The following is a 13,504-nucleotide window of genomic DNA, read 5'->3' on the forward strand; positions in this document are numbered from 1 at the left end:
AACCTGACTACTATGCCATTTTCATGCCTTGCCGATGAGCTGAAACAAAGGGATGCGGACGGCCTGCTGCGCCGCCGCCGCGTGCTGCAGAGCCCGCAGGGCGCACGGGTGCGGGTGGACGGCGAAGATGTCCTGTCCTTCTGCAGCAACGACTACCTCGGCCTCGCCAACCACCCTGCATTGGTCGAGGCCGCCTGCGCCGGCGCGCAGCGCTTCGGCGTGGGTGCCGGTGCCTCGCACCTGGTGACAGGGCACACTGCAGTTCACCATGAGCTGGAGCAAAAACTGGCTGAATTTACCGGCCTGCCGGAAGCGTTGCTGTTTTCCACCGGCTACATGGCCAATCTCGGCGTCGTCACCGCCCTGCTCGGGCGCTGTGACGCGCTGTTCGCCGACAAGCTCAACCACGCTTCGCTCAACGATGCGGCGCTGCTGTCGCGCGCCACGATGACGCGCTATCCGCACGCCGACCTGGCGGTGCTGGAGCGCCAGCTCGCCGCCTCCACAGCGAGGCGCAAGCTGGTGGTGAGCGACGCGGTGTTCAGCATGGACGGCGACATCGCCCCCGTGCCCGAGCTGCTCGCACTGTGCGAGAAATACGATGCCTGGCTGCTGCTCGACGATGCTCACGGCTTCGGCGTGCTGGGGAAAACCGGCCGCGGCGTACTGGAACACTTCTCCTCACGCCTAACTCCTCATCCCTCATATACGACCTTTCACGCGACAAGTCGCGTAGAAAGTCGGAATCCCCCGCAGGTGGGACGAATTATCTACATGGCCACGCTCGGCAAGGTAGCCGGCGTATTCGGTGCCTTTGTCGCCGGTGCGCCGGAGCTGGTTGCCTGGCTGGTGCAGGCCGCGCGCAGCTATGTCTACACCACCGCCACGCCGCCGCTGCTGGCGGCGGCCTTGCTGGCAAGCCTGCGCGTGATCGAGGCCGAAGCCTGGCGCCGCGAACGCCTGGCCGAACTGGTGGGCGTCTTGCGCCAGGGGCTGCAATTGCAGCGCTGGCAGCTGATGCCGTCCGAAACGCCCATCCAGCCGCTGTTGATCGGCTCCAGCCAGGACGCGGTCAGGGTAAGCGAAAGCCTGCGCCAGCGCGGCATCCTGGTGCCGGCGATTCGTCCTCCCACCGTGCCGCAGGGAACGGCGCGCTTGCGCATCACGCTTTCCGCGGCCCACAGCGTGGTGGACGTGCAGCAGTTGGTTGACGCTCTGCGGCAACTGGAGAATGAATGAGCCTGCACGTCGATGTTCGCGGTACTGGGCCTGATCTCGTCCTGCTCCACGGCTGGGGCATGCACAGCGGCATCTGGGGCGGCGTGCACGACGAGCTGGCGCGGGATTTCCGCGTCCATGCCGTGGATTTGCCGGGTTACGGCGCCAGTCCGCCTTGCCAGCCTTATGATCTGCCGCAACTGGTGCAGGCGGTGGCGTCGGCATTGCCGTCCCGGGCCGGCGTTATCGGCTGGTCGCTGGGCGGCTTGGTGGCGCAGCGCCTGGGCTCGATCCACCCGCAGCAGGTGACGAGGCTGATGCTGGTGGGCGCGACGCCCTGCTTCGTGCAGCGTCCGGATTGGCCCTGCGGCATAGAGGCGGATGTTCTGCAGAATTTTGCGCGCGACCTGGAACACGATTACGCCGCCACCCTGATGCGTTTCCTGTCGCTTCAGGTGCGCAATGGCGAGAACGTGCGCACGGTGCTGAAATACCTGCGCGAGGCCCTGTTCGCGCATGGCATGCCGGGTGCCGAAGTGCTACGGGCGGGCTTGAACATCTTGCTGGAAAATGATTTGCGCACGGAAGCCGGGAGGCTTGCCCTGCCTTTGTCGATCGTGCACGGCGAGCGCGACATGCTGGTGCCGGCGGACGCTGCGCGCTGGCTGGCAGCGCAGGTTCCGGACGCGCGGCTGAACATTATTCCAGGCTGCGCGCATGCCCCATTTCTGTCCCATCCGAAGGTGTTTATGCAGGAAGCCAGGGAGTTTTTTTCGTGAGCGATGTTTTGCCGACCGACGATCTGAAGATCGACAAGCAGCGTATGCGCCGTTCGTTCGAACGTGCCGCGGCGACCTACGACCATGTCGCCGTGCTGCAGCGCACGGTGGCGGAGCGCATGGCCGAGCGCCTGCAATTCGTCAAATTCACGCCCACGCTGATGCTGGATGCCGGATGCGGCACCGGCTATGCGCGCAAATTGCTGCGTGACAGGTATCCGGACGCACACCTGATCGAACTGGATATCGCGCTCGGCATGCTGCGCGTGGCGCGCGGCGCGCAGCCGTGGTGGCGCAAGCTGCTGCCAGGCGGCAGCGGCGGCGTGGATTACGTCTGCGGCGATCTGGACGCGCTGCCCTTGCAGTCCGCTAGTGCGGACATGGTGTGGTCGAACCTCGCCGTGCAATGGTGCAACGACCTCGATGCGACCTTCGCCGGCGTGCGCCGCATTCTCGCGCCCAACGGGTTGTTCATGTTCAGCACCTTCGGTCCGGACACGCTACGCGAGCTGCGCCAGGCCTTCGGCGCGGTGGACGGCTACACGCACGTCAGCCGCTTTCAGGACATGCACGACATCGGCGACGCGCTGGCGCGGGCGGGATTCGCCGAGCCGGTGATGGACATGGAGCACTTCACCCTGACCTACGACGACGTCGCCGGCCTGATGCGCGACCTCAAGGCGCTGGGCGCGCACAACGCCACCCAGGGACGGCGCCACGGCCTGGCCGGCAAGACCGCATGGCGGCGCATGGAAAGCGCCTACGAACAGTTGCGCCGCGACGGCAAGCTGCCCGCAACTTATGAAGTGGTCTACGGCCATGCCTGGGCGCCGGCAAGCTTGCCGGATGGCCGGCAGGTGGTGCAAATGCCGTCTTCGCGCAAGCGGAGTGATAGGTAACTATGGAAAACATCGCCGACTCCTCACCCCTCACCCCTCACCCCTCATATACGAACTTTCACGCGACTCGTCGCGTAGAAAGTCGGAATCCCGCGCAGGCGGGACCCAAGGGGTTATTCGTGACCGGGACCGATACCGGCGTGGGCAAGACGCTGATCTCGTGTGCCTTGTTGCATGCCTTTACCGCCGCGGGCAATAGCACGGTCGGCATGAAGCCTGTGGCGGCGGGTTGCGTGCCTGGTCAGGGGGGCTTGCATTGCGAGGATGTCGAATCGTTGCAACGTGCATCCAGTGTGCGCGCGCCCCGCGAGCTGGTGAACCCCTATGCCTTCGCGCCGCCTGTTGCGCCCCATGTCGCTGCTGCCGAGGCGGGCGTGACGATCGATCTGAAACATATCCGGCACGCTTATCTGGCGCTGGCGGAACTGGCCGACAAGGTGGTGGTTGAAGGCGTGGGCGGCTTTCGGGTGCCGCTCGATGAGTTTTCGGATACGGCTGACCTGGCGCAACTGCTGGATTTGCCCATAGTGCTGGTGGTGGGAATGCGCCTGGGCTGCCTCAGCCATGCCATGCTGACAGTGGAAGCGATCGCTGCGCGTGGTTTGACTTTGGCCGGATGGGTGGCGAATCGGATCGAGCCGGATATGGAGCGCTTCGATGCCAATCTGGAAGCGTTGCGACAGCGGATTGTCGCGCCATTGCTCGGCGTGGTGGCTTTTGCGCCGCAACCGGATGCCGTTAGAGTGGCACGGGGCCTGCTTCTGCCTTTGCTGAGCCAGCCGTGATTCAGGACATTGTGGTCCTTTACAAAAATCATATTTGCGGCATAATGACGCAAATATGATTCTGTCACGCACTAGCCAATATGCCATCCAGGCACTTATCTACGTCGCCACACGACCGCGCGGCGAACCTGTGCTCAATCGCGAAATCGCCGAACATCTGGGCGTACCGGCTGCATATCTGGCCAAAATCATGCAGAACCTATGCAAAAGCAATTTGCTCTATTCCTTCCGTGGGCGCCTGGGCGGTTTCTGTTTGCGCGACGGCGCGGAAAAGACCGACCTGATGCACATCCTGGTGCTGACCGAAGGTGCGGGCTTCACCGATAATTGCCTGCTCGGCCTGAAAGTGTGCAGTGATGAAACGGCTTGTCCGATGCACTCGCGCTGGAAACCGATCAAGGAAAAAGTAGTCCAGCTGCTGAACGAACAGACGCTGGAGAAATTGGCGGTAGCCGTACAAAGCGGAAAATATCGCATAACCGACCTGCCTCACGCAGCCATGAACGCCAAATGATTACTACCACTGCTGTTGTTACCTCTACCAAGCCAGTCAAGCGCGTCAAGGTTGCCGAAACCGCTTGTGCCCCGATTGCCTGCAAGGATTGCGGCATCTACCAACTATGTCTGACCGTGGGCGGCGACGTCGATCTCTCGCTGCTCGATAGCCTGGTAAAAAACCGCCGTACCTATAAACGCGGCGAACTGATCTACCGCATCGGCGAGCCTTACCGGGCCGCGTTCGCGATCAGGAGCGGGGCCGTGAAAACCTCGGTGCTGACCGACGATGGGCGAGTGCAGGTTACCGGTTTTCACATTCCCGGCGAGGTGCTCGGCCTTAACGCCATCATCAACGACCGTTACAACTGCGAAGCGCGGGCACTCGAGACCACCTGCGTGTGTGAAGTGCCGTTTGATCACTACGAAGAACTGGCGCATGGGATACCCGGACTGCAGCACCAGATGCTCAAGATCATGAGCCAGGAAATCGTTCACAACCAGGAAATGATGCTGCTTCTGGGCAAGAAAAAAGCCGAAGAGCGGCTCGCTACTTTCCTCGTCAATCTGTCGCGGCGCCTGGAGCGGCATGGCCGGCCAGCACTGGAATTCAAGCTCAGTATGTCGCGTAGCGATATCGGCAATTACCTGGGTCTGGCGGAAGAAACCGTGTGCCGGGTCATTACCCGCTTCGAGGAAAGCTCCCTGATTTCAACCGAGCGCCGTCTGGTCCGGCTTGGACAGATGGATCGCCTGCAGGCCATGGCAGCGGGGCGCTCCAGCCTCGAATAAAGTGGACGCAAGCCTGCGTCCGTTTTTAAGCAGCATGTAAGCACCAAGGCGCAACAGCTTCATGCGCCACTTATCTCTTCTTAATGCCCATTCACCGCATTGTCAGCTCGTCAATGTGACGCTTAGCTGTGTCCGGAAGCGCCCGGTGTAACCAACTGGCCGCGCCAAAAAAATGAAAAAAGTTGCCAAAAGTCAGTGATTTTCTGGCCGTTTCGAGCTATATTAGCGGCCCGTGGCGTCTTGCCGCAGGCGGGATGAAAATACACAACGAGGCCAAGCGTCAGGCGCGCTTGGCCTTTGTCATACCTGCCGGACAGGTGGCGGCAGCCCGGTGTTCAATTCTGGAAGATGTTGTAGCTCGCTTCAAAAAACGTTAAGGAGAAGGTTATGGCGGCAGTTGGCGTCGCAAGTACCGAGCAATATAACTACGATATTGTTCGAAAATTTACGATCATGGCTCTGGTATGGGGTGCGGTCGGCATGCTGGTCGGGGTGTACATCGCTTCCGAACTGGCCTGGCCGTTTCTGAACTTCGATTTGGCCTACATTACCTTTGGCCGTCTGCGTCCGGTGCACACCGGCGCCGTAATTTTTGGCTTCGGCGGCAGCGCGCTGTTCGCAACCTCCTACTATGTCGTGCAGCGCACCTGTCAGACGCGTCTGTTCGGCGACGGCATGGCGAGCTTCACCTTCTGGGGCTGGCAAGCGATCATCGTGCTCGCCGCGATCAGCTACGTGCTGGGTTACAGCCAGGGCCGCGAGTATGCGGAAATGGAATGGCCGATCGACCTGCTGATCGAGATCGTCTGGGTGACGTACCTGATCGTCTTCGTGGCCACCATCATGAAGCGCAAGCAGCCGCACATCTACGTGGCCAACTGGTTCTACCTGTCCTTCATCCTGGCCACCGCGCTGCTGCACACTTTCAACAATCTGGCAGTCCCCGTCAGCCTGTTCAGCATGAAGTCCTACAGCCTGTTCGCCGGCACCCAGGACGCCATGACACAGTGGTGGTACGGCCATAACGCGGTGGGCTTCTTCCTCACTGCAGCCTTCCTCGGCATGATGTATTACTTCGTGCCCAAGCAGGCCGGTCGCCCGATCTACTCCTATCGCCTGTCCATCGTGCACTTCTGGGCGCTGTCCTTCCTCTACATGTGGGTAGGCGCACATCACCTGCACTGGACCGCGTTGCCTGACTGGACTTCCACCTTGGCTGCCACCTTCTCCATCATGCTGCTGCTGCCTTCCTGGGGCGGCATGATCAACGGCATCATGACGCTGTCCGGCGCGTGGGACAAACTGCGCACCGACCCGATCATGCGTTTCATGATCGTGGCGCTGTCCTTCTACGGCATGTCCACTTTCGAAGGTCCGATGATGTCGCTGAAAGACGTCAACGCCCTGTCGCACTACACCGACTGGACCGTGGGCCACGTGCACTCCGGCGCCCTGGGCTGGGTGGCGATGATTTCCTTCGGTTCCCTGTACCACCTGATCCCCAAGCTGTGGGATACCAAGATGTACAGCGAAAAACTGATCGGCATCCACTTCTGGCTGGCCACGATCGGCGTGCTGCTTTACATCACCGCGATGTGGATTTCCGGCATCATGCAGGGCCTGATGTGGCGCGCTTTTGACGACTTCGGCAACCTGCAGTACTCCTTTGTCGAGTCCGTGGCGGCGATGCATCCCTTTTACGCCATGCGTGCAATCGGCGGCATGTTCTTCCTGACCGGCATGTTGATCATGGTGTTCAACGCCTTCATGACCATCCGTCAGGCCAAGCGCGAGGGTTCTGCGTTTGCTTTGAATCCGGCCAAGGCGGCAGCGTAAGAAAAATTTAGGAAGCCGCCCTCTCCCCGGCCCTCTCCCGCTTGCGGGAGAGGGGGACGCTGAGGCGCTTCGCGACTTTAAATCGAGAAATAATATGTTCAATTTCAAACACGAATGGATTGAAAAAAACGTCGGCATCATGCTGGTCGCGATCATGCTCGCCATCAGTATCGGTGGCCTGGTAGAAATAGCCCCGCTGTTCTTCATCAAGGAGACGGTGGAGAAAGTGGACGGGGTGCGTCCTTACACCCCCCTGGAGTCCCGCGGCCGTGACATTTACGTGCGCGAAGGCTGCTACCTGTGCCACTCGCAGATGATTCGCCCGTTCCGCGACGAAGCTTTGCGCTACGGCCACTACTCCCTGGCAGCTGAATCCAAGTACGATCACCCGTTCCAGTGGGGCTCCAAGCGTACCGGTCCGGATCTGGCTCGCGTCGGCAAGAAGTACTCCAACGAATGGCACGTGCAACACCTGAACGATCCGAAGTCCATGGTGCCGGCAACCGTCATGCCGCGTTACCCATGGTTGCTGACAACGCCGCTGGATTACTCCGACGTCGCCGATCGCCTCAAGGCCTTGCGCCAGGTTGGCGTGCCGTACTCCCTGACCCAGGGTGAGTACGAAAACAACGTCAAGGAATTCGGTGCAGAAACAGCCAAGATGCTGCACATTCCCGATGCCCAGAAAAACCTCATTGCCCAGGCTCAGACCGGCAACTATGACGGTGATCGCAGCAACGTGAGCGAGATGGATGCGCTGGTAGCGTACTTGCAAGTGCTCGGCACGATGGTGGATTTCAGCAAGTACGATAACGACGAATTCGTGAAATTCCGTTAAGAGGATAGCTGGATGGAATGGTTATATTGGTTCTCCCGGTTTGAAAACACCAAGCCCCTTGCGCTGATGATATTTTTCATCTGCTTCTGCCTGATAGTGATTTACGTCTACGGCAGCAGGGAGCGCGGGGAAGAATTGGAGTCGCGCCGGAACATACCATTCCTGGACGAGGATTCAGATACTAAGGAAGCGAAATAATGAGTCAGCAAAAAACGCAAAGCGTTCAAACCACCGGACACGTCTGGGACGACGATCTGCAGGAATACAGCAACCCGCTGCCATCGTGGTGGCTGATGGGCTTCTATGCTTCGGTGATCATGGCCCTGATTTACTGGATGATTTACCCCGCCTGGCCGGTCGGCAAGCATTTCACCACCGGCTTCAACACGGTGACCTACGTCAACGACAAGGGTCAGGAGAAGTCCTGGCACTGGAACACCCGTGCCCAGTTGATGAAAGACATGAACGAAGCACAGAAAATGCAGAAGCCTTACTTCGACAAAGTGGCAGCGATGCCCTTTGACGATATTGCCAAGGATCCGGAACTGACCAACTTCGTCAACTCCGCCGGCAAGGCGATTTTTGCCGACAACTGTGCCGCCTGCCACCAGTCCGGCGGTCAGGGCAAGCCCGGCTACTTCCCCAACCTGACGGACGACGACTGGCTCTACGGCGGCAGCTACGCGAAAATCCAGGAAACCATTACCAATGGCCGTCACGGCTACATGCCGGCGTTCAAGGAAGTGCTGAACGACGCGCAACTGGATAACCTGGCGAACTACGTGGCCAGCCTGTCCGGCGAAAAGGCGGATGCAGCCAAGGCCAAGGCGGGTGACGCCCTGTTCCACTCCGAAACCGCGGCCTGCTATTACTGCCATGGCACCGACGCCAAGGGGCGCCAGCAGATCGGCTCCGCCAACCTGACCGACAAGATCTGGCTGTGGGCGGATGTTCCCGGCCAAACCAGCCCGGAGAAAAAGGTCGAAGCGATCCATACGGTCATCGCCAACGGCCTAAACCGCGGCGTGATGCCGGCTTGGCAAGACCGTCTCAAGCCCGAGCAGATCAAGCTGCTGACCGCCTATGTCCATGGTTTGGGTGGTGGTAAGTAGTAAGCAATATTAGAAAATACTGATATACTTTTGGCCCGCCTCAGGATTTCCTGGCGCGGGCCACATTAATTTCCGGAGCCCCCCGTGCCCACCACTGAAGCGTCTTCCCTCTATCAGAAACGCATTCCGATCTTCACCCGCTCGGTAAAAGGCAAGTTTCGCAGCTTCAAGACGGCAATGCTGACCCTGGCCTACGCGGTGTATTTCGGGTTGCCGTGGTTGCCTTGGCACCGCGGTCATGAGGCGGTGTCGCAAGCGGTGCTGTTCGATCTGCCTGGGCGCAAGTTCTATCTCTTCGACCTGGTGGTCTACCCGCAGGATATCTTCTGGCTGTCGCTGCTGCTGTTCATCGCGGGCGCATTGCTGTTCTTCGCCACCGGGCTGGTCGGGCGCGCATTTTGCGGCTATTTCTGTTTCCAGACGCTGTGGACCGATGCGTTCATCTTTATCGAAAGAACCGTTCAAGGGGAGCGTCCCGCTCGCCAGCGGCTATACAAGCAAGCGTGGAATGCGGAAAAGCTCGGGAAGCTCGGCCTGACCCATCTGCTGTGGCTGGCATGGGCATTCTGGACAGCCTTTACCTTTGTTTTGTATTACGGCCATGCCCCCGAGCTGACCGTTCAGTTCTTTAGCGGCAAGGCGCCTAACGTGGCGTATTTCACCACCCTGGTGCTGACCCTGACTACCTACGTGGCAGCCGGTTGGGCGCGCGAGCAAGTGTGCTTGTACATGTGCCCTTACGCGCGTTTTCAGGGCGTGATGTACGACCCGGAAACTATGGCGGTGGCCTATGACAGCCGCCGCGGCGAGGGTGCCGCGGGCCGCGCCTTGCCGCGCGCCGGAGTGAGAACCCTGGAGGAGCGCAAGGCCAAGGGGCACGGCGACTGCATCGACTGCAAGCTGTGCGTGCAGGTTTGTCCGACCGGCATCGATATCCGCAACGGCCTGCAATACCAGTGCATCGCCTGCGGCTTGTGCGTCGATGCCTGCAACAGCGTGATGGACTCGATCGGTTTCCCGCAGGGCTTGATTCGTTACGACTCGGAAGCGAACCTTTCTGCGAAGGTGCCGTCAAAACCTCGGTTGCACTGGAAGCGACTCAAGATCATTGGCTGGGGCGTGGCACTGGCGATCATGAGCGGTGCGCTGATCAGCAGTGTCGGTCATCGCACCAGCCTCGACGCTGCGGTGCAGCAAATGCGTCAGCCATTGTTCGTGATGCTGTCGGATGGGCGAATTCGCAACCGCTACCAGATTCGCATCACCAACAAGGGGGTGGAAGACGAGATATACGACATCTCCACCAAGGGCGTGCCGGATACCGCGCTGGACATGGGAAATTTCCGCGAAGTCAAAGTGCGTGCGGGCAAAAGCCTGATCGTGCAGGCCAGCGTGTCGCTGCCGCAGGAAATGGCAGAACATGACAACAGCTTCGAATTCATGGTCACGCCCAGGAGCCAGCCTGCACATGCTGTCGCACTGGCAACCCGTTTCGATTATAAACACGACGAGTGAACCCTTAAATGTTTGAAACCTTGTTTGGCGGCGCCCTGGCGATCATCGTGCTGTATTACCTGCTGCGGGCATTCGGCGTAAGCAATTACTGGCGCGGTGTGATCAGCGGTGTCGTGCCGGTCATCGGCTACCTCGGGCTGAGCACCTCCAACTGGCCTGGCGGCGACGTGATTTCGATGCACATGGCGGTATATCTTGCGACCGCCACCGTGCTGACCGTGATCGGCGCGCGCAAGGCGGGCGAAAAGAAGCGCCTGCACTGGGGTCCCAAGGTCATCATGATTTTCTTCCTCGCCTTGTTCGTGATCGACGGGACGCTACTCGTGGTTTCCGGCCAGGGTGTGCCGCAGGCAGTGGCGAAGTGGATACTGCCGCCGGCCAAAAAAACCAGTCAGACTGCCCACACGGCATTTTCCGGGGTAGTACCCCATGGCGAGGAAGCCGCAAAGAGCATCAACCAGTTTCTGGCTAGCACCGACAAGCAAAACAAACTGGGCTGGAACGTGAGCGTTGCCGGGCTGGAAAATGTGGCAGCAGGGCGCCAGACCAGCTTGGCCGTTACGGCCAAGAGTGCCGACGGGCAACCGTTGCGCGGCGCTGTCGCGGCGATGGCACTGTTGCGCCCGGGCATGGCGCAGGCGGAACAGATCCTCGACCTGGTGGAAACCGACCCGGGCGTTTACCGCACGCCGGTGACCGTGCCACAGTCCGGAGGGTGGCTGGCGGCCATCAGGCTTCAGCGCAGCAATGACCGTTATGAGGTACAGCAACACCTCGATGTCGCCGCCAAGCAATGAGCGAGGATGCCGCGTGCTTTCACTGCGGCCAGCCGGTGCCGCCCGGCGCCGACTACCCGGTCAGCATTGAGGATACGCAGCACGACATGTGCTGCCGCGGATGTCAGGCGGTTGCCCAGGCCATCGTCGACAACGGCTTGCAGGCGTATTACAGCCATCGCACGGCGTTGCCCTCCACCGCCAGCGAGCTGATCCCCGCCGAGCTCTCCAAGCTCGCGCTCTACGACCATCCCGAGATTCAGAAAAGCTTCGTTATCGAGGAAAAGGACGCCGCACACCTCAAGCAGGCGTCGCTGATCCTGGAGGGAATCACCTGCGCCGCCTGCGTCTGGCTCAACGAGCGACACCTGCAGCAGTTGCCGGGCGTGAAGAACGTCCAGGTCAATTACGGCAACCACCGTGCCCGCATTACCTGGGACGAACGCGAAATCCAGCTGTCGCGCATCCTGCGGGAAATCCAGTTGCTCGGCTACAACGCCCATCCCTACAATGCCTTGCAGCAGGAAGCGCTGCGGCGCCGGGCCAAGAGTCGCGACATCCGGCGCATCGCAGTGACCGGCCTGTCCGCGGGGCAGGTGATGATGCTGGCCGTGGCGTTGTACGCCGGCGCCGCGTTCGGCATCGAGCACAGCACGGCGCAGCTGCTGCGCTACGTCAGCCTGGCGCTGACCCTGCCGGTGCTGCTCTACACGGCAGTGCCGTTCTACGGCAGCGCCTGGCGTTCGCTGAAATCCGGCCGGCTCAACATGGATGTGCCGGTCACCATCGCCATACTGACCGCCTTCGCCGGTAGTGCGTGGGTGACTTTTCGCGGTACGGGCGTGGTGTATTACGACGCCATTACCATGTTCACCCTGTTCCTGCTGTCTACCCGTTTTCTCGAACGCAACGCGCGGGAAAGGTCGGTGGAGGCGACGGAAAACCTGCTCAAACTGGTGCCCGCCATGGCGCTGAGAATTCGTGACGGGCAGCAGGAGGCAGTGGCAGTGCTCGACCTGGCAGCGGGAGACCTGATCCTGGTGAAGCCGGGCGAAGCGGTGGCGGCGGACGGCGAGGTGATCGAGGGCGTGAGCAGCGTGGACGAAGCCCTGCTGACAGGGGAAAGCCGCGCCGTAGAAAAGTCAGTCGGAACTGCTGTAATCGCTGGCAGCATCAATCTCGAAGGCCCGCTTACCGTGCGGATTACCGGGGTGGGCGAAAATACCGTACTCGCCGGCATCGTGCGCCTGCTCGACCGCGCCGTGGCGGAAAAGCCGCGACTGGCCCAGCTGGCCGACCAGGTCGCGGGCTATTTCACCTACGTCCTGCTGGCCCTGACCCTGATCGTGGCGCTGGGGTGGTTGTGGGTGGACCCGGCCCGAGTACTTGAAATCGTGCTGGCAGTGCTGGTGGTGACCTGTCCCTGCGCGCTCTCGATCGCCGCGCCGGCTGCTTTCGCCGCGGCCGGATCGCACCTGCTGACGCAGGGCATTCTCCTGACCCGCGGGCATGCCCTGGAAACCCTGGCCAAGGTGACGCACGTGGTATTCGATAAAACCGGCACCCTGACCTACGGCAAGCCGCTGCTGAACCAGATTCTCACCCTGGGCGGGATGGACGAAAACGAATGCCTGCGCATTGCGGCCAGCCTGGAGCAGGCTTCAGAGCACCCGTTGGCGGCAAGTTTCCAAGCGCGCATCGGCAAGCAGGAACTCTATCCCGTTGCCGATGCACAGAATTACCCCGGCAAAGGTGTGGCCGGCGTCATCGACGGACGACGCTACACGCTGGGCAACCGCCGCATGTCCCTGGCTGCAGAAAATGTCGACGACGACGCGCAGGGCGCTACTGTCGGCGCTACCCTGGTGTGGTTATGCGACGAGCAGCGGGTGCTGGCAAGATTCGCGCTCTCGGACGAATTGCGCCCCGAAGCGCTCGGTCTGGTTTCCGTGTTGCAGGAACAGGGTTTCAAGGTATCCATGCTGAGCGGCGATTCTGCAGCGGCGGTGCAGCATTTTGCCGCGCGGCTGGGGATTTCCGATTATCGCTCGGGTCTGCACCCGGAAGACAAGCTGGCGGCGCTCAAAGCGCTGCAGGCCGAGGGGCAGGTCGTGGCGATGGTCGGCGACGGCGTCAACGACGCGCCGGTGCTGGCGGGGGCGGATGTTTCCATCGCCATGGGCGGCGGCACGCAAGTCGCAAGGGCGAGCAGCGACATCGTCCTGCTGTCGGAGAAGTTGCCGGACATCTGGCGCGCCTTGCAGGCAGGGCGCGCGACCATGAGCGTCATGAAGCAGAATTTCGCCTGGGCCGCGGGTTATAATTTCCTCGCCCTGCCTTTCGCCGCCATGGGCTTCATTCCACCCTGGCTCGCGGCCCTGGGCATGTCGGTGAGTTCGCTGGTGGTGGTATTGAACGCCCTGCGCTTGAAGCAAATTTAGAGGTTAAAGAGTCCTAAG

At 60.9% G+C, this 13,504-nt stretch carries 13 protein-coding genes; all 13 read left to right on the plus strand.

What is annotated here, in order from left to right:
• The first annotated feature begins 12 nt into the window (after positions 1-12).
• The 13 genes from SKTS_RS01515 to SKTS_RS01580 all read left to right on the plus strand — a co-directional run bounded on the left by SKTS_RS01515 (position 13) and on the right by SKTS_RS01580 (position 13,486).
• Positions 13-1,239: an aminotransferase class I/II-fold pyridoxal phosphate-dependent enzyme gene (locus tag SKTS_RS01515; RefSeq protein WP_173059328.1), complete on the plus strand. Its 1,227-nt coding sequence runs from the start codon at positions 13-15 to the stop codon at positions 1,237-1,239.
• Entirely contained in the window at positions 1,236-1,997 is a 762-nt protein-coding gene (gene bioH, locus SKTS_RS01520; RefSeq protein ID WP_173059331.1) for a pimeloyl-ACP methyl ester esterase BioH, read from the plus strand. Before SKTS_RS01515 ends, bioH begins: the two co-directional genes overlap by 4 nt.
• Positions 1,994-2,896 carry a malonyl-ACP O-methyltransferase BioC gene (gene bioC / locus SKTS_RS01525; protein ID WP_342343000.1) on the plus strand — a complete coding sequence of 301 codons (903 nt, stop codon included), beginning with the start codon at positions 1,994-1,996 and terminating at the stop codon, positions 2,894-2,896. Before bioH ends, bioC begins: the two co-directional genes overlap by 4 nt.
• 119 nt (positions 2,897-3,015) lie before the next feature.
• Positions 3,016-3,681, plus strand: a complete 666-nt coding sequence (bioD, locus tag SKTS_RS01530; protein WP_244617414.1) for a dethiobiotin synthase — start codon at positions 3,016-3,018, stop codon at positions 3,679-3,681.
• A gap of 55 nt (positions 3,682-3,736) precedes the next feature.
• The gene (locus SKTS_RS01535; RefSeq protein WP_173059337.1) at positions 3,737-4,195 is read left to right on the plus strand and encodes an RrF2 family transcriptional regulator; all 459 of its coding nucleotides are present in this window, start codon (positions 3,737-3,739) and stop codon (positions 4,193-4,195) included.
• Entirely contained in the window at positions 4,192-4,968 is a 777-nt protein-coding gene (gene fnr / locus SKTS_RS01540; RefSeq protein ID WP_173059340.1) for a fumarate/nitrate reduction transcriptional regulator Fnr, read from the plus strand. The genes SKTS_RS01535 and fnr overlap by 4 nt, the downstream gene beginning before the upstream one ends.
• Before the next feature lie 182 nt (positions 4,969-5,150).
• Positions 5,151-5,345 (plus strand): hypothetical protein, encoded by a 195-nt coding sequence (locus tag SKTS_RS01545; RefSeq protein ID WP_173059343.1) that lies wholly within the window; start codon positions 5,151-5,153, stop codon positions 5,343-5,345.
• A 10-nt stretch (positions 5,346-5,355) separates the two neighbouring features.
• Positions 5,356-6,804 (plus strand): cytochrome-c oxidase, cbb3-type subunit I, encoded by a 1,449-nt coding sequence (ccoN, locus tag SKTS_RS01550; RefSeq protein ID WP_173059346.1) that lies wholly within the window; start codon positions 5,356-5,358, stop codon positions 6,802-6,804.
• A gap of 94 nt (positions 6,805-6,898) precedes the next feature.
• A complete protein-coding gene (gene ccoO / locus SKTS_RS01555; protein ID WP_173059349.1) occupies positions 6,899-7,642 on the plus strand; it encodes a cytochrome-c oxidase, cbb3-type subunit II in 744 nt (247 codons plus the stop codon).
• A 197-nt stretch (positions 7,643-7,839) separates the two neighbouring features.
• Positions 7,840-8,754: a cytochrome-c oxidase, cbb3-type subunit III gene (gene ccoP / locus SKTS_RS01565; RefSeq protein ID WP_173059355.1), complete on the plus strand. Its 915-nt coding sequence runs from the start codon at positions 7,840-7,842 to the stop codon at positions 8,752-8,754.
• A gap of 84 nt (positions 8,755-8,838) precedes the next feature.
• Positions 8,839-10,269, plus strand: a complete 1,431-nt coding sequence (ccoG, locus tag SKTS_RS01570) for a cytochrome c oxidase accessory protein CcoG (protein ID WP_244617415.1) — start codon at positions 8,839-8,841, stop codon at positions 10,267-10,269.
• An 8-nt stretch (positions 10,270-10,277) separates the two neighbouring features.
• Entirely contained in the window at positions 10,278-11,066 is a 789-nt protein-coding gene (locus SKTS_RS01575) for a FixH family protein (RefSeq protein WP_173059358.1), read from the plus strand.
• Positions 11,063-13,486, plus strand: coding sequence for a heavy metal translocating P-type ATPase (locus tag SKTS_RS01580; protein ID WP_173059361.1), 2,424 nt, complete (start codon positions 11,063-11,065; stop codon positions 13,484-13,486). The genes SKTS_RS01575 and SKTS_RS01580 overlap by 4 nt, the downstream gene beginning before the upstream one ends.
• Positions 13,487-13,504: the final 18 nt, after the last annotated feature.

Source organism: Sulfurimicrobium lacus (genome assembly GCF_011764585.1).
Lineage (GTDB): Bacteria > Pseudomonadota > Gammaproteobacteria > Burkholderiales > Sulfuricellaceae > Sulfurimicrobium > Sulfurimicrobium lacus.